Raw genomic sequence first — 20,064 nt, 5'->3', positions numbered from 1 at the left:
ACCGTTGCAGAATACAGGCCCGCCATTGTGCGGGCCTGTTTGTATTGGGTATCGCCGGTATTTGATGATTCCGTTTTATTCAAATCAAAAAACTATAAATTTCAATAGTATATTAGCGCTGGCTAAATTTTGTACAAGCTGATCTGGGTCAGCTTTTCGCTCTTTTAGCTGTTTAATTTTTCGTCACTTCGGGGTTACATATTTGGCGCGCAAACATGTATTTAAAATATATGTTGGTGTGAAAAATAAGGTTCCGGAGCGAAAAGACATAGAGCAGTGCAGGGGAAGTACGCATGAGGAATAACCAGCCCATTATTGATCAGGAAGTGTTGTGTGAGGAAGGTACCCCGCTGGTATCAACAACGGATAAAAAAGGCCGCATCACCTTTGTGAATGATGCCTTTGTGGATATCTGCGGTTATGAACGGGAAGAGCTGATTGGCCAGCCACACAATTTAATCCGCCATCCGGATGTGCCGTCGGCGGTGTTTGCGGATATGTGGAGCAAACTGCAGGCCGGCAAGCCCTGGATGGGGATTGTGAAGAACCGCTGTAAAGATGGCAGCTATTACTGGGTGAACGCCTATGTAACGCCAATTGTTGAGGCGGGTGAATGTATCGGTTATCAGTCGGTTCGCAGTAAACCCACTGAACAGCACAAGCGCATGGCTGAAGAGACCTATAGCCGGGTTGCCAGAGGCCGGCGCCGGCTGTCAATGGCAGACCTTTCTATGACGGCCCGGCTGAACCTTATGGGCGTGCTGTTACCCTGGCTGGCGCTGCTGATTGCCTGGCAGGGAGGCTGGAGCAGTATTGCACTGATCGGTGGCGGTGCGCTGGCCAGCGGGCTTGCACTGTTGCTCAACTGGCAGGTGATGAAACGTATTAAAGACCTTAAGTGCCGGGCGGAAGGGGTCATAAACAGTCCGGTTCTGCAGGAAATGTATATAGGTTCGGTGAATGAAATCAGTCAGATTGAACTGGCGGATAAACTGCATCAGGCCCGGATCCGTTCCGCCGGTGAGCGGGTAGGCTATTCAGCCATGCGGGTGCATTCCCACAGTAATGACTCGCTGGAAATTGCTGAACACGTCAGTGAGGTGATGCTTCGGCAGGCGGAGGAAATCGACCGGGTTGCGGTACATATTGAAGAATTGTCCCAGGCGATTGAAGAGGTTGCGGCCAATGCAACCCGGACATCCGATGAAACCGCACAGACGAACCGGATTGTTGAGCAGGGTAAAACCGTGGTGGATGATACTGTGGCATCCATTATGGATCTGGCCGCCCGGGTTGAGCAGGCCGTGACACAGGTGGAGTCTTTGCGTGCCTCGGCGCTGGCGATCGCGGATGCAACCGGAGAGATCACCGCCATTGCTGATCAGACTAACCTGCTGGCACTGAATGCGGCGATTGAAGCAGCCCGCGCCGGTGATCAGGGACGGGGCTTTGCGGTGGTGGCGGATGAAGTCAGAACGCTTGCTCAGCGAACCCAGGAAACCACCCGCACAATTGACGGGGTCATTGACCGTCTGGCAGCTGAATCCCGTCAGGTGGCAGCTTCCATGGCTGAGGGGCAGAGCCAGGCACAAAACTGTGTTGAGCATGCTGCGGTGGCCGGTGAGTCGCTCGAGCAGATTCTGCAGTCAGTGAACAATATCGCGGACATGAGTGGAATGATTGCTGCAGCCGCGGTTGAGCAGAGCGCCGCGGCGACGGAGCTGACCGAAAATCTGAACGGTATCCGTGACTCTTCTCAGGGAGCGCAGGATGCCGCCGGGCGGGCGTTCTCATCCAGCCAGGCGCTGGCTGCAACTGCCCGGGAAGTGGTGCAGTGTGTCAACGTTTAACCTTACAGGTCCTGCAGGTTCTGTTGCTGGCTGAAGGCGAGCCAGCCGGCTTCAATAACCTGCAGCTCTTCTCTTAACCAGTGCTCAAAGCGGATGATTTTCTCGCGCTGAAAATGCGCTGGCGGGGCGACCAGAAAGAAGCTGTAGGCGGATTTTACCGCTATGGCGGCGGGGCATACCAACTGGCCCCGCTGCAGTAATTCATACACCAGGCTGAACCGCATCATCGCCAGGCCCTGTGCACTGAGCAGGGCTTCAACCAGCATGTTGGCATCTGAAACGTAGAGTTTGGATTTACTTCTTTCCATGGAAAACCCTAATGCCTCTTCGACTTCCGCACTGATGAATTGCACATCCGGTGCCTGATCAATCAGCATGGGCATGCTGCTCAGCTGAGGCCTGACAGGTTTGTTCGGGTCGAGCAGCGACGGGTGGCAGACCGGCAGTAAATAGTCTTCCAGTAATAAGCGTGATTCCAGACCGGGGTAGTCGCCGGTGCCAAAGCGGATGGCCAGATCCAGCGCCTTATCGTCAAAGCTCGCCAGCCCCAGGCTGGGCGTCAGGCGGATGTTGATATCCTCAGCGTGTTGCTGGAAAAAGCCCAGCCGCGGCACCAGCCAGCGGGCCGCAAAAGAGGGCAGTGCGCTAAGAGTAAGCTGATCCGGATAGGGGTCCTTACTGAGCTCCAGTATGCCTGTTTCGATATGCCGGAAGGCTTTGCTGATGTGGCTGAGCAACGCCTGGCCTTCAGCAGTCAGGCTGACTTCCCGGGTTTTACGCTGAAACAGGCGTACTTCAAGGTGTTCTTCCAGGCTGCGGATTTGCTGGCTGATGGCTGCCTGAGTGACATGCAGCTGCTCAGCGGCAGCCTTAAAACTGCTGCATTCTCCGGCGTGGCGAAATGCCTGCAGCGCTTTGAGGGGCGGTAATCGGTTCACCTGAGAAACATCCTGATTGTTATATGATTAAGTTTTTCTTAAGTATATGTAAAAACTAATCGTTTGTCGCTGCCGTCTGTGCAGGCAAGAATACTCCCATACAAAAACATAAATACAGGGCGAAATCACTGGTCATAACCTGTATGAGGAGTGCTGATAATGAGCGTATACAATCCATGCTATAAGACAGAAAAACTTAATTTGAATGCGGATTGCCTGAAGCAGGTTGTCAGCAACCGGGAAGCGCAGCAGGATTGCGTTCAGACATTCACAAAGCGGATTACCCTGCAGCTTAAGCACTGGTTACATAACTGGCGCAGCCGCCGGCAACTGGCCGGGCTGGATGCGGTAATGCTGAAAGATCTCGGTCTGAGCCGGGCGGATGCGCTGGCAGAAGCGGATAAGCCATTCTGGCGCTGAGAATGTCATCCGGGGCCGCTCCGGCTTCCTACAATTGCGCAATACCCTGGCGGATTTCCGGCAGGGTATTTTGTTATTCAGGGGGACGTTTTCCGATCGCTTTGCAGCCCATTAAAAAATATCTCTGAAATACGCCCCAGCAGACAGCTCGCGGGGCGGTGACGTTTCTGGTGCAGAGTCGTCCTGTATCTGGTCTATATGCGACCTGAGTCAGGTTTCTTATTGAAATTGGCTGTACTCTGTCTTATAAGAAGTTCTCGATTTTATGAGCTTTCTTTTATTAGCCTTATTTCGGGCGATTGCTTATTACCTTTTAAGGTGATTGCTTATTAAAAGGCGCTATGTAAAATAAGTAGATTCCCTAATGTGTCGATGGCTCAATCGGGGTAATTGTTTTTTTAGCGGTCACTAACCAAAATTTAAGATAGGGACGGTGTACGAATGAAAGTACTGGTAACTGTCAAGCGGGTTATCGATTACAACGTAAAGGTACGTGTAAAGTCTGATAACACTGATGTTGATCTAACCAATGTAAAAATGGCGATGAATCCTTTCTGTGAAATCGCTGTAGAAGAAGCGGTTCGCCTGAAAGAAGCGGGTGTTGCCAGTGAAGTTGTTGTTGTGTCTCTGGGCCCACAGGCTGCACAGGAGCAAATCCGTACCGCTCTGGCGCTGGGTGCTGACCGTGGCATTCTGGTTCAGACTGATGAAGTTCTGGAATCTTTGAACGTTGCTAAGCTGCTGACTAAGGTAATCGAACAGGAACAGCCTGGTCTGGTTATCATGGGTAAGCAGGCGATCGACAGCGATAACAACCAGACTGGTCAGATGCTGGGTGCACTGACAGGTATGGCACAGGGTACTTTCGCGTCTGAAGTTAAGATCGAAGGTGATAAAGCGCTGGTTACCCGTGAAGTTGATGGCGGTCTGCAGACCGTTGAGCTGGCAATGCCTGCTCTGGTTACAACCGACCTGCGTCTGAACGAACCACGTTACGCGTCTCTGCCGAACATCATGAAGGCGAAGAAGAAGCCGATGGATACAACTACGCCGGAAGAGCTGGGTGTAACTATCAAGGCGCACTCTGAAGTACTGCGTGTCGATACCCCTGAAGAACGTCAGGCTGGTATCAAGGTGGCGAGCGTTGACGAGCTGGTAGACAAACTGAAGAACGAAGCGAAGGTGATCTGATATGGCTACCTTAATCATTGCAGAACACGATAACTCCACGCTGAAAGCATCTACCCTGCACGCGGTAACTGCTGCTCAGCAAGTGGGTGGTGACATTGACGTACTGGTAGCCGGTAGCGGCTGTCAGGGTGCAGCTGATGAAGCTGCGAAAGTAGCAGGCGTTTCTAAAGTACTGGTTGCTGATAACGCTGCTTACGCGAATCAGCTGGCTGAAAACGTTGCTAAGCTGGTTGCTGAACTGGGTGCCGGTTACTCGCACATCGTGGCGACTTCTACTCCGGAAGCCAAGAACATTCTGCCACGCGCTGCTGCGCTGCTGGACGTAGGTCAGATCTCTGACATCCTGCGTGTCGACAGCGCCGATACTTTCGGCCGTCCGATCTATGCGGGTAACGCGATCGCGACTGTTAAGTCTCTGGATGCTATCAAGGTAATCACTGTTCGTGGTACTGCTTTCGAAGCAGCCGCTGCTGAAGGTGGTAGCGCAGCAGTTGAAGCGGTTTCTGCTGCTCACGATGCCGGTGTATCTTCTTTCGTCAGCGACGCAGTTGCTCAGAGCGACCGTCCTGAACTGACCTCTGCTAAAATCATCGTTTCCGGTGGTCGCGGTATGGGTAACGGCGAAAACTTTGCAATGCTGGATGCTGTTGCTGACAAGCTGGGTGCAGCGGTTGGTGCATCCCGTGCTGCGGTTGATGCCGGTTTCGTACCAAACGATATGCAGGTTGGTCAGACGGGTAAAATCGTTGCTCCGGACCTGTACGTTGCGGTTGGTATCTCCGGTGCGATCCAGCACCTGGCAGGTATGAAGGACTCCAAGATCATTGTTGCTATCAACAAAGATGACGAAGCGCCTATCTTCCAGGTTGCCGATTACGGCCTGGTAGCAGACCTGTTCGAAGCTGTTCCTGAACTGGACAGCAAGCTGTAATTACAGCTGAACTGAAAAAAAGCCGCCCGGGAGACCGCGCGGCTTTTTTGTTGCCTGCATTTCCGGCTGTTGTCAGCGGGCTGCTAACGGCCAGAAATGCGGTACTGAAAAACACCTTATTTCCCTGATATCAGTCACTTGTGTACATCCGAAAATGACGCAGTCAGGCAAGAAGCGGGTCTTGCTATTGCACGCTAGAGGTTCCTTAAAATGGCAAAATCAGGTATCTTTAGCCGCTGTTTTAAAGTTTCGTACGTTTTAGGGGCATCCCACGGGAAAGTGGGGCCCGCCCGGCGTGCACTTACCAAAGTGGATAGCTAATGATTATCAAACCAAAGATTCGCGGTTTTATTTGTACCACCACTCACCCAACCGGTTGTGAGCAAAACATCCAGGAGCAGATCGATCTGACCAAGGCTAAGGGTGCGATCGGGAACGGTCCTAAGCGAGTCCTGGTTGTTGGGTCCTCCAGTGGATACGGCATGTCTTCGCGGATTGCAGCAGCATTTGGCTGTGGTGCAGCTACCATAGGTGTATTCTTTGAAAAGCCGGCTACTGAGCGTAAAACCGGTACAGCGGGCTGGTATAACGCAGCTGCTTTCGATAAAAAAGCCCATGAAGCGGGTCTGTACGCGAAGAGCCTGAACGGCGATGCGTTCTCAAACGAAGCTAAGCAAAAAACCATTGATCTGATTAAAGAAGATCTGGGTCAGATTGATATGGTGGTTTACTCACTGGCTTCGCCGGTCCGTAAAATGCCGGAAACCGGTGAAGTTATCCGTTCCTGCCTGAAGCCGATCGGTGAGGTTTACCGTTCAACTGCAATCGATACCAACAAAGATGTGATTATCGATGCTGAAGTTGAGCCGGCCACGGATGAAGAAATCGCGAACACCGTGACGGTGATGGGCGGTGAAGACTGGGAACTGTGGATTAATCAGCTGAATGAAGCCGGTGTGCTGGCTGAAGGTTGTAAGACCGTTGCGTACAGCTACATCGGTACTGAAATTACCTGGCCGATCTACTGGGACGGCGCCCTGGGTCAGGCGAAGAAAGACGTTGACCGCGCCGCGGCTGCTCTGAATGAAACTCTGGGCAAGACCGGTGGCAGTGCCAACGTTGCGGTACTGAAGTCTGTAGTTACTCAGGCCAGCTCTGCAATTCCTGTGATGCCGCTGTACCTGTCTATGGTCTTCAAGATTATGCGTGAAGAAGGCGTGCATGAAGGCTGTATGGATCAGGTTTACCGTCTGTTTGAGACGGCGATTGCCGGTTCTGCCGGTCAGATGGATGATGAAAACCGCATGCGTATGGATGACTGGGAACTGCGTGATGACATTCAGCAGCAGTGTCAGGCGCTGTGGTCTCAGGTGACCAGCGATAACCTGTTCGACCTGACCGATTATCAGCTCTATAAAGACGAATTCCTGAAGCTGTTCGGCTTTGGCGTTGACGGTGTGGATTATGAAGCAGATGTCAGCCCGGAAGTTGAGTTTGATGTAATCGATATCTGATTGCATGAAAGCCTGTGAAAAACGCGCCCTGTGGCGCGTTTTTTTGTGTCTGTTTGCCGGCGTTTTTCAGGCTGATCCCCTCAACAGGAGGCGGTTCTTCAGTCAGGTCCGGCAGGGAGGGCAATAAAAAAACGCGCTGGTCAGCGCGTTTTTGTGTTTACCGGTTGGCGCTTTAGCCCTGACCGTTGCCGGATACCATCCAGATATCCAGTCCCTGAATGTCTTCAGGGTTCAGGGTACCGATGACCTGCTTGAAGCGGAACAGATTCAGCACGTAGTTGAAGCGTGCTTCAGCATAGTCGCGCTGGGCGCGGTACAGGTTCTGTTCTGCCTGCAGTACGTCTACAACGTTACGGGTACCGACATTGAAACCTTCTTCGGTAGCTTTCAGGGCGGTTTCACTGGAGCGGATGCTTTGCTGGCGGGCAGCAACGCTCAGGACGTCGGTAGACAGGTCGCGCAGCAGGCTGCGGGTATCCAGTCTGATGCCCTGATAGACGTCTTCGCGGTTCTGCAATGCTTCGTCCAGCCGGTATTCCGCTTCTCTGACACGGGAGCTGGTGCCACCGCCGGAGTAAAGTGGCAGGTTGAATGTCAGACCGATCTGGTTGGTTTCATTACGGTCATCGTTCAGGGTGTTACCCTTGTCCTGATCATGGCTGGCGGTGATAGATACCGTTGGCTTGTGGCCGCTACGGTTGACCCGGATCAGCTGACGGCTGGCTTCAACATTGCTGTCAGCAACCTGCAGGGACAGGTTGCCGTCCCGGGCCTTGCTCAGCCAGGCTTTGGCGTCGTTCGATTCAAGGTTTTCAATCGGGTATTTGGCGCTGAGTGTGTCGACGTCATTATAGCTCTGGCCAGACAGGCGTTCGATGGCTTCAAAGCTGTTATCCAGTTCACCTTCTGCCAGAATCCGGGCCACTTTAGCGTTGTCGTAAGACGCCTGTGCTTCATGGACATCCGTGACCGGAATCAGACCAACATCAAACTGGGCATTGACCTGATCAAGGCGGCGCTTAATGGCCCGTTCTTCTGCTTGGGTGGTTTCAAGGGTGTTTTTGGCCCGTAATACGTTCAGGTAGCTTTCCACGCTGCGGATGATCAGGTTCTGTTGAGCCTGATCGTATTGCAGCTGGGCTGAGTGGCTCAGGGCTTCACCACGTTTTACCCCGTGCCAGGCTGCCGAGTCGTAGATTGGCTGGCTCAGGCTGACAGTGTAACCGCTGTTATTGAAATTACGGGTCTCAGAGTCGTTACGGCTGGCATTGGCACTCAGGCTGATGGTCGGTCGCAGGCCTGCTTCCGCCTGCGGGATCGCTTCAGCACCGGCCAGCGCAGATGATGCAGATGCTTTGAGTTGCGGATCATGCTGTAAAGCTTGCTGGTAGATATCTGCCAGGCTGCCTGCCTGTACTGCAGCGGCCTGAATACAGCCTGCCAGCAGTGTCAGGCGGCAAAGATTAGTTACCATTTTCACGTTTGTTTTCCTTTCCTGTCAGCGTTTACTTGGTGGCGCTGTTAATTGTGCTATCGGTATCTTCGGCTGTTTCCTGGTAAGAAACCTGTTTGAACAGGCGCTTACCAAGATAACTGTATACCGTGGGTATTACAAATAGCGTAAGAATTGTGCCGAGGGTCATTCCTCCGACGATAACCCAGCCCAGTTGCTGGCGGCTTTCTGCACCGGCGCCGAAGGCGAAGGCCAGCGGGAATGCGCCCAGAACGGTTGCTGCAGTGGTCATCAGGATAGGGCGCAGACGCAGAGTTGCTGCTTCCAGAACCGCATCACTGACACTGGCCCCTTTTTCCTGCAGCTGATTGGCGAATTCAACAATCAGTATGCCGTGCTTGGTGACCAGGCCTATCAGGGTGATCAGGCCGATTTTACTGTAGATACTCAGTGACGCACCGGCAAAGTGCAGGGCCATCACCGCCCCGAAGATCGCCGGCGGCACAGACAGCATGATGATCAGCGGGTGCTTAAAGCTCTCGAACTGTGCCGCCAGTACCAGGAAGGTAAAGATAGCGGCCAGTGCAGCGGTGATCAGCAGGCTGTTGCTGGAGTTTTTAAACTCCCGGGACTGACCGCCGTAATCGTACAGGGTCTGGGGGCTGATTTCGGCCATCGCCTGTTCAATAAAGTCCAGTGCTTCGCCGACGCTGTAACCCGGGGCCAGAATTGCCTGGAAGGTAACCGACTTCATTTTATCGAAGTGGTTAAGCTCCTTCGGTGCAACGCTTTCCTGTACATCTACCAGGTTCGACAGCTGGATCATTTCGTCATTCTGGTTACGCAGGTACAGGTTGCTCAGGTCCGCAGGGTTGCTGCGTTCGTCAGGCTGTACCTGAACGATGACGTCGTACTGTTCGCCGCCTTTTTTGAAGCGGGTTACCTGGCGGCTGGCAATATAGGTTTCCAGCGTCCGGCCAATCAGGCTGATGTCTACACCCACTTCAGAAGCCTTGTTGCGGTCAACATCAATGGCCAGTTCAGGCTTGTTGAGCTTCAGGTCGACATCCGGCTGGATAAAGCCCGGATTCTGCAGTATCCGCCCCATCAGCTGATCAGAAATGCCCTGCAGCTCGGCATAGTCACTGTTGGACTTAATGATGAACTCAACCGGGCGTGAGATAAAACTCTGGCCAAGGGAGGGCAGGTTCATCGCGAATGACATGGTGCCGGTGACGCCGCCAAACAGCTGAGGTGTCAGCTCTGCCGCAATGGATTGCTGGCTGCGTTGCCGTTCTTCCCAGGGCTTCAGGGAGATGAAAGCCATGGAGTTTGTTTCGGTCGGGAAGCCGACGATGCTGAAGTTGTGGCGGCCTTCCGGGATCGCGCTCAGCATGCCCTCTACCTGACGGGCGTACCTGTCGACGAAGCCAACTGATGCGCCGTCCGGGGCGATGGACATGGCGAGAATGTCGCCGCGGTCTTCGGTGGGAGCCAGTTCCTGCGGCAGTTGGGTATAGAAATACCAGCTGCCAAAAACGCTGCCCGCCATGATGGCCAGTGCCAGCACACGGGAGCGCAGGACGAACTTCAGGGTGGTGGCATAGCCGTTATTCAGGGCAACAAGCCAGCCTTCTACCAGGTTGAACAGGGCGCTGTGGCGTTTTTCATGCTTTAACAGGCGTGAAGCCATCATAGGTGACAGGGTCAGGGCGATGAAGGTTGAAACCACCACGGCTCCCGCCAGTGTCAGCGAGAATTCAGTGAAGAGTTTGCCGGTTCTGCCGGGGGTGAAAGCAACCGGGGCAAATACAGCCACCAGTGTCAGGGTGGTGGCAATCACGGCAAAGCCGATCTCACGGCTGCCTTTGAAGGCTGCCTGGATAGGGGTCATACCGTTTTCTACATGCCGGTAAATGTTCTCCAGCATAACGATGGCATCATCCACCACCAGGCCGATTGCCAGTACCATCGCCAGCAGGGTCAGGGTGTTCACACTGAAGCCCATGAAATACATCATGGCAAACACACCGATCAGTGACAGTGGAATGGTGATGACCGGGATCAGGGTGGCACGCAGATTACGCAGGAAAAAGAATATTACCAGTACGACCAGGCCGCTGGCCTGCAGAATGGTGCTGAAGACTGAATCAATCGACTTGGCAATGAAGATCGATGAATCATAGGCGATCTTAACCTTGATGCCTTCCGGCAGGTTGGACTGGATCTGCGGCAGACGTTCTTTAATGCCGTTGGACACGTCCAGCGGGTTCGCCGTGGATTGCTTAACGACACCCAGTGCGATGGCGGTTTCGCCATTAAAACGTGACAGGTTACGGTCATCTTCAGGGGCAATGTTTACCGTGGCAACGTCGCGAATACGGACCGGGTAACCTTCATCGTTACGGATAATGATGTCGTTGAACTGTTCGACGGTATTCAGGTCCGTACGGGACAATACGCTGAATTCACGTTGTGAACTTTCGATCCGGCCGGCCGGAATTTCGACGTTCTGTTTGTTCAGGGCGTCTTCAATGTCCTGAGGAATGACTTTATAGGCCGCCATACGGGCCGGGTCCAGCCAGATCCGCATGGAATAGCGGCGGTCACCGAACAGCAACACGTTCGCCACGCCGGACACAGTTTGCAGCGGATCTTTCACCAGCCGGTCGGTCAGGTCGGACATGAGCATCGGATCGTGGCGGTCTGACGACAGCGCCAGCCAGATAATCGGCTGCGCATCCGCTTCAGATTTACTGGTAACCGGCTCATCAACGTCGTCGGGCAGATCGCCACGTACCCGGCCAACCCGGTCGCGGACATCGCTCGCCGCATCATCCGGGTCGCGGTCCAGTTTGAAGGTCACTGTGATCTGGCTGGTCTCGGAGCGGCTGATAGAGCTGATGAAATCAACCCCTTCGATGCCGGACAGTGAGTCCTCAATGATCTGGGTAACCTGACTTTCAATGATGGATGCGCTGGCGCCGGGGTATTTGGTTTCCACGGTCACCACCGGTACATCAATTTTGGGATATTCCCGTACGGTTAACCGGTCATAGGCAATGGCGCCGATCAGCAGGATCAGCAGACTCATTACACTGGCCAGTACCGGACGCTGGATACTGATATCAGAGAGGATCATTACTCAGACTCCCCGGCAGCAGGCTGGCTGCCATCCACGAAAATCGGGGTGACCGGCATGCCGGGGAACAGTTTTAACTGACCGGCGGTCACCACGACGTCATCGGCGTTCAGGCCGTTGGCAATGTGCACTTCAGCGCCGCGACGCTGGCCAATTTCAACCTTGACCATCTCGATGCTGTTATCGACCACTTTATAGACGAAGAACTTGTTATTCTTCGGGATGATGGCTTCTTCCGGCACCATGACGGCAGCATCCAGGCTGTCCAGCAGAATCTGTACTTTGGCAAACAGACCCGGCCGCAGTTTCAGTTCCGGATTGGGTACCCGGGCGCGAACCAGTACGTTATGGCTGCGGTCGTTGATGCTTGGGGAAATGGCATAGATTTCACCGCTGAAAGACTCGCCGCGCAGGGCATCGCTGTTCAGTTCGATAGTCTGGCCAGGTCTCAGCCGGGCAAAGAACTTTTCCGGTACCCGGAATTCAACTTTCATGGTGTGGTTATCCACCAGCTCTACCAGGTCATCGCCGGCATTAACATAATCCCCGGGGCTTACCTGACGCAGGCCAATGCTGCCAGGATATGGGGCAGTGATGGTCATTTTGGATAAGCGGGTTTCGGCCAGCGCCTGCTGAGCCTGATCAACCCGTAGCTGGGCCAGTGCGGAGTCGCGGTCCTGCTGAGAGCCGACCCGTTTTTTTGACAGGCTGTCCGCCCGTTTAAACGCGATCTGGCTCAGGGCGACCCGGGCTTTCGCCTGCTGCAGTTCAGCGGCATAGATGGCGGTGTCCAGTTTAATCAGTGGCTGCCCCTGTTTAACATTGCTGCCTTCTTCGAACAGCACCTCACGGATAACACCGCTCTGTTCAGGGCGCAGAATAACGGCTTCGTTGGCGGTCAGGTTGCCTACCACTTCGATGGTGTCATCCAGCTGGGTGGTGGTGGCATGCACGACTTCAGCCGGTAGCCCCTGAGGAGCCTCTTCGGCGGCCAGACTGATACCCGGTGTCAGTATCAGGCTGGTCGCGCAGGCCAGCAGGTAATGTTTTATCGGCTTCATGCGTTGTTCTCCTGGCTTTCGCCGTCGGGGGCTTTAAAAAGGGTAAAAAGTGTATCTACAGTTTCCTGCAGGGGTTGGGTTGAACCGCTGACCTTGGTTCTGAGCAGGGCGCCCTGCCAACTGTCCCAGAACAGTTTTGCCATCGCTTCAACCGGCATATCTGTTCGTACATCACCTTCCTGCTGTGCAACGATAAGGTCTTCCGTGATGTAGCCAATGACTTCATCAGATGAGGCCTCAATAACCTTGCGGAAGGACTCGCTGAGATTACCCACTTCGCCCATCAGGTTGGTGAGCAGGCAGCCGCACAGGTTGGGGTCCTGTCCGTAACCATCCACAAAGGTGTCTGTCATGACACGGATCTGCTGCAGTCGGCGGCCTTCGGTGGTGGCAAAGTGATGCTGCCATTTGGCATTTTCCAGCGCGTGATGGTAGTTCAGCACTTCAACGGCAAACTGTTCCTTACTTTCGAAGTAATTGTAAAAAGACCCTTTAGGCACCTGGCAGGCATCAAGGATCTCTTTTATACCGGTACCGTGATAACCGCGCCGGTTAAACAGTTCCATGCCTTTTTGCAGGATGGTTTCCCGGTTATGTTCATTGCGTTTTGGTCGGTTCATGATCTGCGTCTTAACTTTTTCTTAACCCGGACTGTGTTGTAATAATAAGTTTTTTATTATTAATTAGACCGGTCGTCTTAAAACTGTGCGTCGATTCTATATCAGGCGTTTCACCTTGCCAAGTTTAGCGGTGATTTGAATCTTTAATCATTCAGATAAAATATTTTAATCAAACGGCGATTTCACCGTGAGCTGAGTTTTGTAACGATTTGTTAAGCGCTCAGGCTGGAGTCGCAGATCTGTCGGTACATTGCTGACAGAATCCCCCGTGTTATGGCTGTCTGCGCCATCTCAGCAGGCTATGGGTCAGCAGGGTGAAAATCACCACCGAGCCGCCCTGTAGGGTGGATGTGGGCGGTACTTCATTCAGGATCAGCCAGACCCATAATGGCCCCAGTGCAGTTTCCAGTAACATCATCATGCTGACTTCTGCGGCGGGAATCCGCATAGGGCCAAGGGTAATAAGGATGAAGGCGGCGGGCAGGACAACCACGCAGAGGGCAATAATCCACAGCCAGTCCCGGGGTGCCAGGATAAACGGGTTGGCAAAACCGGCGGCAATCACGGCCATGATGATACCGGCGAGGATGAGGGCCGGGGTCATGTCCCGGGAGCGGGCATGCCGGTCGTTCACGAATTTAGCCGAAATGCCAAGGCAGCAGAGCACTGCAAATACATCGCCGAGCATTTTGCCGCTGTGCCAGCCGTCTCTCAGTACCCAGATAATGCCCCCCATACAGATGAAGATGGCAATCCAGGTAATGGGCGGGGATCTCTCTTTTAGGAAAATATGTGCCAGTACGGCAGAAACCATAGGGGTTGCGCTGATAATGACCAGTACATTCGCCACTGAAGTGATTTTAATGGCGGTGACAAATGAAAAACTGCTGATGGCAAAGAGGATGGCAGAGCGTAACATGGCCGCATCCAGCTGCAGTATTCTGTTTGCTGGCCGGTAAGTTTTACACCAGATGTATACCACCAGACTCAGCAGGCTGCCACGCCAGAAAATCAGCCCGAAGGAGTGGGCGTCAATCAGCCGGATCAGCAGGGCGTCAAAGCTGAGAATGGTTACCCCCAGTGCGGTCAGCAGTGCGCCTTTGAGGTATTCATTATGCATACGGGCGGGTTACCGGATAATGCGGATTGGGGGCTGACTGATAAAGGGGTGGCACGGTGATTTCACTTCCCTGTCTGAGTGTCGTTATCCGGAAATACGTTAAAGGCTGTTTTATATCATCTTTATCAGGCTTAAGTCCTGTACGGAGATGAAGAGTATCCCCGTGATGCCGGCAAGTTGCAGTATAATGAAGCAAAAACAGGAGGGTCTATGTTCACCGCTGAAACAACCGCACTGATTGTCATTGATGTACAGGGTAAGCTGGCCCGCAGTATGTATAACGCCGAAGCCATGTTGCAAGGCATCACTTCTGCTGTCCGGGGGGCACAGATCCTGGGCATTCCAGTGTTACATATTGAACAGTACCCGCAGGGGTTGGGGCACACGGTGCCGGAAGTCGCCGGGCTGCTCCCGGATCAGGTGGCGATGACAAAAACCACGTTTGACTGCTGTGGTAATCCGCAGATCGTTGAGGCTATCCGGGCGATGGCGCGGCCTAACCTGCTGGTCTGTGGTCTTGAAGCACATATCTGTGTGTATCAGTCGGTCCGCAGCCTGCTGTCACATGGCTATCAGGTAGAGCTTATTGCCGATGCTGTATCGTCCCGTACTGCGGAAAACCGCACGCTGGGGCTGGAACGGATGCTGGCGGCCGGTGCCCGGGCAACGTCAGTGGAAATGTGTTTGTTTGATCTGGTGCAGGATGCTGCCAGCCCGTCTTTCAGACAGCTGCTACCCTTATTTAAGTAGCAGGCTTTCAGCCGTTATCGTTGACGGCTCAGGTGATAAAGCTGCCAAGTAGCGACAGACGCTGTTAGTATGCTGCGACGAAAGTTTTACGTGTTCTGTGCCTTCGCCATCGGGGCGGTTGCAGATTCAGACAATGTTTAAATGGAGTTAAAAATGTTTGATTTAGGTATTACTCAGGGCGGTGTAACAGCAATTGTGCTGGTTATGCTGACCCTGCTGATCATTTTCATGGGGGCTAAAGTTGTTCCGCAGGGCTATGGCTGGACGGTAGAGCGTTTTGGACGTTATACCCGCACCCTGCCGCCGGGCCTTCACATCATTATCCCGTTCATTGATACCATCGGTCACCGTCAGAATATGATGGAACAGGTGCTGGATGTGCCACCACAGGAAGTTATCAGCTCAGATAACGCGATGGTCACCACCGATGCGGTCTGTTTTTTTCAGGTGCTGGATGCTGCCAAATCAAGCTACGAAGTGAATGACCTGTACCGGGCGATGCAGAACCTGGTAATGACCAATATCCGGGCGGTCGTCGGGTCTATGGAGCTGGACCAGATGCTGTCTAACCGGGATTCAATTAACGGCACACTGTTGTCGAAGGTGGACGAAGCCACTGATCCCTGGGGCGTGAAAGTGACCCGGGTTGAAATCCGTGATATTTCTCCGCCGGCAGATCTGGTGGAAGCGATGGCCAACCAGATGAAAGCTGAGCGGGAAAAGCGCGCAGCCATTCTGAATGCTGAAGGTGAACGTCAGGCGGCAATTGCGGTGGCGGAAGGTGAAAAGCAGGCAGCAATTTTACGCGCAGAAGGTAATAAAGAAGCCGCTTTTCGTGAAGCGGAAGCCCGTGAGCGTGAAGCAGAGGCAGAAGCCCGTGCGACGCAGATGGTGTCTGAAGCGATTTCCCAGGGTAACCCTCAGGCGCTGAATTACTTTGTTGCGCAAAAATACGTTGAGGCTCTGCAGGGTGTTGCGTCAGCTGAAAACAGCAAGGTCATTATGATGCCGCTGGAAGCCAGCAATGTGATTGGCTCGGTTGCCGGTATCAGTGAGTTGCTGAACGCTACTAAGATTAAAGGATAAGGGCCGGGTAATGTCTGAGTTTTTTACTGAGCTGAGTCCCTGGCACTGGTTAATTCTGGGCATGGTATTGCTGGGGTTTGAGGTGCTTGGCAGCGCTGGCTTTCTGCTGGGGATTGCGCTGGGTGCGCTGTTGCAGGCGGTTATTTTATTTGTTGTTCCGGATATGGCCTGGCACGTGCAACTGCTGATATTTGCACTGGCCTCGGTGATTTTTACCTTGCTGTACTGGCGTGTATTCCGCCGTTTCAACGACCGCAGTGATCAGCCGCTGCTGAATGACCGCGCTGCTCAACTGATTGGCCGTCAGTTAGTGCTGGCCGGTCCGATAGAGAACGGGCTGGGTAAAATACAGATCGGCGACACGCTGTGGCGGGCTCAGGCGGACGCAAATATCCCGGCGGGCAGCAAAATTGAGATTATTGACAGTCAGGGCATGGTGCTGATTGTCAGACAGGTTGACTGACCGCACGGAATGGTTTGAAAAGAACGCCGGTTTCCTTATCAGGAACCGGCGTTTTTTTATGGGTGGATTGTCTGAGTGCGGTGAACGTTTGTTTGAAAGGGCTGTCCCAACGTGTCTGCCTGAATGTTCGTCGCCGGATGACGGATGCATACGGGGCGGCTATGCTTTTGTGTGTGGCCGACATCTGACAGGCAGTTCTGTTAACACATAATTAGAAAGAGGCGCGTTATGATGAGAGGGTTATGTCTCCTGCTCTCGGTGTTCATACTTGGAGGATGTATTGCTACCCGGCAGTTTCAGGAGGAAACCAATCAGTTAGCCGCACAGGCTGCTGAACAGTGCAGTAATACCCAGACGCGCATGGATGAGCAATTTGCTGCACAGAATAAAGTGCTGAAAGCGTTGCAGCGTGAAACTCAGGCGCTGCAACAGGATGCCAAAGACCGTCAGGCGATGATTGTTGCTGCCAGTGCAGAACAGTCCTGCGGCCAGCTGCGAAAATCGCTGAATAATAAGACAGTCGTAGGGGCGGTTGAGTGGTCTCAGATAGACTACGGCAGCCATCAGAGCGTTGCCAAGGCCCGCATGGATACCGGTGCCACCACCTCCTCAATCAGTGCCCGGAATATTTCAGAATTTGAGCGCAACGGTGAGCGTTGGGTACGGTTTACCCTGGCGGATGATGAAGAGGTGTCCCTTAAGCTGGTCCGTTACGCGAATATCCGTCAGGCATCTTCTCAGAAAGATAAGCGCTGGGTGGTGAAGCTGGGCATCAAGCTGGGCAATATTACGCAGATCGCCGAATTTACCCTGAAAGACCGCAGCCACCTTAATTACGATGTGCTGGTTGGGCGCAATCTGCTCAAGGATCTGATGGTGGTGGATGTTGCCCGACGCTATGTGCTGGGGAAAAAGCCTGAGCTTGCCGTTAATATTCCCCCGGCGAATTAGGAGATAGTATGCAGCAGAAAATTCCCTTTTATCTGTTGGTCATATTATTGATCTGTCTGGGCATGGGCAGTGCTGTATACCGCCATATTAATCTTGAAATACCCTGGCTGCCCGGTGAAACCCGGGAAGTCTGGAGTGTTGAGGCCCGGGTGGAATTTACCGCACTGGATGAGCCGGTCATTGCGCAAATGGCCATTCCTGAAACTCAGCAGGGTTTTACCCTGCTTGAACAAAGCACCGCTTCTCCAGGATTTGGCCTGAGTTACCTCACAGAAGAAGACATTCCGGCGGTGCGCTGGTCTACTCAGGAGGCCGTGGGTAAACAGGTTTTGTACTACCGGGCACAGTTTTTACTGGATGAGCAGCAACAGCGACCCTGGCCGGATGCGCCGGACGTGCTGGCGGCGCCTATTCTGTCTGAAACCACCGCTCTGGTAGCTGAGCGGCTGATTGAACAGGCGCGGCAGCAGGCGGCGGATCAGATTACCATGGCGGCCCAGTTACTGAATCTACTGCAGTCTGACGATCAGCAGGTGCAGTTATTATTGCAGGAACGTTCGGTTGAAGAAGCGGCGATGTTGCTGATGCAACTGGCGGCGATTCCGGCCCGTCAGGTGACGGCATTACGGCTCAAAAACAGTCGTCGTAATCAGGACAGCCGGGCCTATCTGATGGTGTATGACACGGTTCATGAAGTGGAAACGGAAAGTCAGCGGGTGGCGTTCTTTAATCTGGCGACCGGAAAGGAAGGGCGTCCACAGCGGTTGCTTATCTGGGAGCTGGGGGATCGGCCGCTGATTGATCTGGAAGGCGGGCGCAATACCCGTATCAGCTTCTCGATGCAGCGGGATGTTGCGCCGGTGCAGCAGGCGCTGGAGCAGAAGTATTCAGATGTCAGTGCAATGCAGATTTCCCTGCACAGCCTGCCACTGGAAGAGCAGAAGCTGTTTCGCGGCTTACTGCTGATTCCGGTAGGCGTCATGATGGTAATGCTGATGCGGGTGCTGGTCGGCCTGCGTACCTCAGGTACGTTTATGCCTGTACTGATTGCGCTGGCGCTTATGCAGACGGCGCTGGGAGCCGGCCTTGCAGGGTTTGTTCTGCTGGTGGTTTCAGGGCTGATGGTCCGCAGTTATCTTTCCCGGCTGAATCTGTTGCTGGTGGCAAGGATCAGTGCGGTGATCATTATCGTTATACTGCTCACGGCCACATTCTCTGTCATCGCCTATAACCTGCGCATTGTGGAAGGGCTGAATATCATTTTCTTCCCGATGATTATCATTGCCTGGACGATTGAGCGGATGTCCTTGCTGTGGGAAGAAGAAGGCGGCGGTGAAGTGATGAAGCAGGGCGGTGGTTCCCTGCTGGTGGCGTTGCTAGCGTATCTTGTGATGTCTAATCAGTATGTGCAGCACCTGACGTTCAATTTCCCGGGGCTGCAGCTTGTGTTGCTGGCAATGGTGTTGCTGCTGGGCAGTTATACCGGTTACCGGCTGGTTGAGCTGTTCAGATTCAGCGCCCTGCACGGACGTAACAAAGGCGCTTCAGAGTGAGCTGGTTTATATCCCCCCGGCGTCTGCGGGAACAGGGCGTGCTGGGTATGAATCAGCGAAATATTGAATACATCTCCGGCTATAATGACCGGCGGCTGTTTCCCCTGGTGGATGACAAATTAAAGACCAAGCAGCTGGCGATAGCTGAAGGTTTGGCTGTCCCGCCACTGGTGGGGGTCATCGAATACCAGCATCAGGTAAGTACCATCGGTGAGCTGCTGAAGACCCAGGATGCGTTTTGCATTAAACCGTCCAAGGGCAGTGGCGGCAAAGGTATTCTGGTGATTCATGATCATGATAATCAGGAATATTTTAAGCCGAACAACCAGTCATTATCTCTGGCGGATATCAAGCGGCACACCTCGAATATTCTGGCGGGGCTGTTCTCGCTGGGCGGTCAGCCGGACAAGGCTATTATCGAGTATCTGATTCATTTTGATGAGTCGTTTGCCAATTACAGTTACGAAGGGGTGCCGGATATCCGGATCATTGTCTTCAGGGGCTTTCCTGTCATGGCGATGATGCGGTTGTCGACAGCGGCTTCCGACGGAAAGGCGAATCTGCATCAGGGGGCAGTGGGAGTCGGTATCGACATTGTAACGGGCAAGGCCAGTTATGCGATTCAGCATGACCGGCCTGTGGCGAAGCACCCTGACACCGGCATGCTGTTATCTGATATCTGTATTGAGGGCTGGCCTGATTTGCTGAGCATGGCGGCCCGTTGTTACGAAATGTCCGGGCTTGGCTATCTTGGCGTGGATATTGTGCTTGACGAGCGTCAGGGGCCAATGCTGCTGGAGCTGAATGCCCGTCCGGGACTGGCGATTCAGATTGCCAATAACAATGGCTTACTGAAGCGCTTTGACGCCATTTCTGCGCTGGAAGATACCCATATGTCGCCTGAGCAGAGGGTGGCATTTGTACAGCGTTCGTTCGCTGTACCGCCTTTATAAATTAAAAAAGGGCTGGACGCCGGGCAGGAATAGCATAACAATGCCCGGCTTTATTCTGGCCCTGGTGC

General features: G+C 53.5%; 17 protein-coding genes. 11 read left to right on the top strand and 6 right to left on the bottom strand.

Features of this window, described 5'->3' with window-relative positions:
* The first annotated feature begins 293 nt into the window (after positions 1-293).
* Complete coding sequence (locus PCI15_RS15075; protein ID WP_271270763.1) at positions 294-1,850, top strand: methyl-accepting chemotaxis protein; 1,557 nt, start codon at positions 294-296, stop codon at positions 1,848-1,850.
* A 2-nt stretch (positions 1,851-1,852) separates the two neighbouring features.
* Here the strand turns inward: PCI15_RS15075 and PCI15_RS15070 are convergent, their stop codons facing one another.
* Positions 1,853-2,788 (bottom strand): LysR substrate-binding domain-containing protein, encoded by a 936-nt coding sequence (locus PCI15_RS15070; RefSeq protein ID WP_271270762.1) that lies wholly within the window; start codon positions 2,786-2,788, stop codon positions 1,853-1,855.
* A gap of 159 nt (positions 2,789-2,947) precedes the next feature.
* Between PCI15_RS15070 and PCI15_RS15065 the strand changes: the two genes are divergently transcribed.
* The 4 genes from PCI15_RS15065 to fabV all read left to right on the top strand — a co-directional run bounded on the left by PCI15_RS15065 (position 2,948) and on the right by fabV (position 6,844).
* Positions 2,948-3,208 carry a DUF1127 domain-containing protein gene (locus tag PCI15_RS15065; RefSeq protein ID WP_271270761.1) on the top strand — a complete coding sequence of 87 codons (261 nt, stop codon included), beginning with the start codon at positions 2,948-2,950 and terminating at the stop codon, positions 3,206-3,208.
* A gap of 441 nt (positions 3,209-3,649) precedes the next feature.
* The gene (locus tag PCI15_RS15060; protein WP_205656880.1) at positions 3,650-4,399 is read left to right on the top strand and encodes an electron transfer flavoprotein subunit beta/FixA family protein; all 750 of its coding nucleotides are present in this window, start codon (positions 3,650-3,652) and stop codon (positions 4,397-4,399) included.
* Position 4,400: 1 nt separating this feature from the next.
* Positions 4,401-5,330, top strand: a complete 930-nt coding sequence (locus PCI15_RS15055) for an FAD-binding protein (RefSeq protein WP_271270760.1) — start codon at positions 4,401-4,403, stop codon at positions 5,328-5,330.
* Between the two features lie 320 nt (positions 5,331-5,650).
* Positions 5,651-6,844 carry an enoyl-ACP reductase FabV gene (gene fabV, locus PCI15_RS15050; RefSeq protein WP_271270759.1) on the top strand — a complete coding sequence of 398 codons (1,194 nt, stop codon included), beginning with the start codon at positions 5,651-5,653 and terminating at the stop codon, positions 6,842-6,844.
* Between the two features lie 172 nt (positions 6,845-7,016).
* On the opposite strand, the gene PCI15_RS15045 is transcribed toward fabV, so the two are convergent.
* The 5 genes from PCI15_RS15045 to PCI15_RS15025 form a co-directional block, all read right to left on the bottom strand.
* Positions 7,017-8,318, bottom strand: a complete 1,302-nt coding sequence (locus PCI15_RS15045; protein ID WP_271274628.1) for a TolC family outer membrane protein — start codon at positions 8,316-8,318, stop codon at positions 7,017-7,019.
* Positions 8,319-8,349: 31 nt separating this feature from the next.
* Positions 8,350-11,439, bottom strand: a complete 3,090-nt coding sequence (locus PCI15_RS15040; RefSeq protein ID WP_271270758.1) for an efflux RND transporter permease subunit — start codon at positions 11,437-11,439, stop codon at positions 8,350-8,352.
* Complete coding sequence (locus PCI15_RS15035) at positions 11,439-12,500, bottom strand: efflux RND transporter periplasmic adaptor subunit (RefSeq protein WP_271270757.1); 1,062 nt, start codon at positions 12,498-12,500, stop codon at positions 11,439-11,441. The genes PCI15_RS15040 and PCI15_RS15035 overlap by 1 nt, the downstream gene beginning before the upstream one ends.
* Entirely contained in the window at positions 12,497-13,120 is a 624-nt protein-coding gene (locus tag PCI15_RS15030; RefSeq protein WP_271270756.1) for a TetR/AcrR family transcriptional regulator, read from the bottom strand. The genes PCI15_RS15035 and PCI15_RS15030 overlap by 4 nt, the downstream gene beginning before the upstream one ends.
* A gap of 271 nt (positions 13,121-13,391) precedes the next feature.
* Positions 13,392-14,240: a DMT family transporter gene (locus tag PCI15_RS15025; protein WP_271270755.1), complete on the bottom strand. Its 849-nt coding sequence runs from the start codon at positions 14,238-14,240 to the stop codon at positions 13,392-13,394.
* Positions 14,241-14,450: 210 nt separating this feature from the next.
* On the opposite strand from PCI15_RS15025, the gene PCI15_RS15020 reads away from it, so the two are divergent.
* The 6 genes from PCI15_RS15020 to PCI15_RS14995 all read left to right on the top strand — a co-directional run bounded on the left by PCI15_RS15020 (position 14,451) and on the right by PCI15_RS14995 (position 19,996).
* A complete protein-coding gene (locus PCI15_RS15020) occupies positions 14,451-14,990 on the top strand; it encodes a hydrolase (RefSeq protein WP_271270754.1) in 540 nt (179 codons plus the stop codon).
* 153 nt (positions 14,991-15,143) lie between these two features.
* Positions 15,144-16,076, top strand: a complete 933-nt coding sequence (locus tag PCI15_RS15015) for an SPFH domain-containing protein (protein WP_271270753.1) — start codon at positions 15,144-15,146, stop codon at positions 16,074-16,076.
* 10 nt (positions 16,077-16,086) lie between these two features.
* Positions 16,087-16,539 (top strand): NfeD family protein, encoded by a 453-nt coding sequence (locus tag PCI15_RS15010; protein WP_271270752.1) that lies wholly within the window; start codon positions 16,087-16,089, stop codon positions 16,537-16,539.
* Between the two features lie 228 nt (positions 16,540-16,767).
* Positions 16,768-17,490 carry an ATP-dependent zinc protease family protein gene (locus tag PCI15_RS15005; RefSeq protein ID WP_271270751.1) on the top strand — a complete coding sequence of 241 codons (723 nt, stop codon included), beginning with the start codon at positions 16,768-16,770 and terminating at the stop codon, positions 17,488-17,490.
* A gap of 8 nt (positions 17,491-17,498) precedes the next feature.
* Positions 17,499-19,043, top strand: a complete 1,545-nt coding sequence (locus PCI15_RS15000; protein WP_271270750.1) for an inactive transglutaminase family protein — start codon at positions 17,499-17,501, stop codon at positions 19,041-19,043.
* Entirely contained in the window at positions 19,040-19,996 is a 957-nt protein-coding gene (locus tag PCI15_RS14995) for an alpha-L-glutamate ligase-like protein (RefSeq protein WP_271270749.1), read from the top strand. The genes PCI15_RS15000 and PCI15_RS14995 overlap by 4 nt, the downstream gene beginning before the upstream one ends.
* Positions 19,997-20,064: the final 68 nt, after the last annotated feature.

The organism is Aliamphritea hakodatensis (genome assembly GCF_024347195.1).
Taxonomy (GTDB): Bacteria; Pseudomonadota; Gammaproteobacteria; order Pseudomonadales; family Balneatricaceae; genus Amphritea; species Amphritea hakodatensis.
This window is presented reverse-complemented; position numbering and strand designations above follow the sequence as displayed.

Coding starts and splice junctions, on each gene's coding strand:
- PCI15_RS15075 (WP_271270763.1), top strand. CDS start 294: ATGAGGAATAACCAGCCCATTATTGATCAGGAAGTGTTGTGTGAGGAA.
- PCI15_RS15000 (WP_271270750.1), top strand. CDS start 17,499: ATGCAGCAGAAAATTCCCTTTTATCTGTTGGTCATATTATTGATCTGT.
- PCI15_RS15045 (WP_271274628.1), bottom strand. CDS start 8,318: ATGGTAACTAATCTTTGCCGCCTGACACTGCTGGCAGGCTGTATTCAG.
- PCI15_RS15020 (WP_271270754.1), top strand. CDS start 14,451: ATGTTCACCGCTGAAACAACCGCACTGATTGTCATTGATGTACAGGGT.
- PCI15_RS15005 (WP_271270751.1), top strand. CDS start 16,768: ATGATGAGAGGGTTATGTCTCCTGCTCTCGGTGTTCATACTTGGAGGA.
- PCI15_RS15065 (WP_271270761.1), top strand. CDS start 2,948: ATGAGCGTATACAATCCATGCTATAAGACAGAAAAACTTAATTTGAAT.
- PCI15_RS15040 (WP_271270758.1), bottom strand. CDS start 11,439: ATGATCCTCTCTGATATCAGTATCCAGCGTCCGGTACTGGCCAGTGTA.
- PCI15_RS15060 (WP_205656880.1), top strand. CDS start 3,650: ATGAAAGTACTGGTAACTGTCAAGCGGGTTATCGATTACAACGTAAAG.
- PCI15_RS15025 (WP_271270755.1), bottom strand. CDS start 14,240: ATGCATAATGAATACCTCAAAGGCGCACTGCTGACCGCACTGGGGGTA.
- PCI15_RS15015 (WP_271270753.1), top strand. CDS start 15,144: ATGTTTGATTTAGGTATTACTCAGGGCGGTGTAACAGCAATTGTGCTG.
- PCI15_RS15030 (WP_271270756.1), bottom strand. CDS start 13,120: ATGAACCGACCAAAACGCAATGAACATAACCGGGAAACCATCCTGCAA.
- PCI15_RS15035 (WP_271270757.1), bottom strand. CDS start 12,500: ATGAAGCCGATAAAACATTACCTGCTGGCCTGCGCGACCAGCCTGATA.
- PCI15_RS15055 (WP_271270760.1), top strand. CDS start 4,401: ATGGCTACCTTAATCATTGCAGAACACGATAACTCCACGCTGAAAGCA.
- PCI15_RS15010 (WP_271270752.1), top strand. CDS start 16,087: ATGTCTGAGTTTTTTACTGAGCTGAGTCCCTGGCACTGGTTAATTCTG.
- fabV (WP_271270759.1), top strand. CDS start 5,651: ATGATTATCAAACCAAAGATTCGCGGTTTTATTTGTACCACCACTCAC.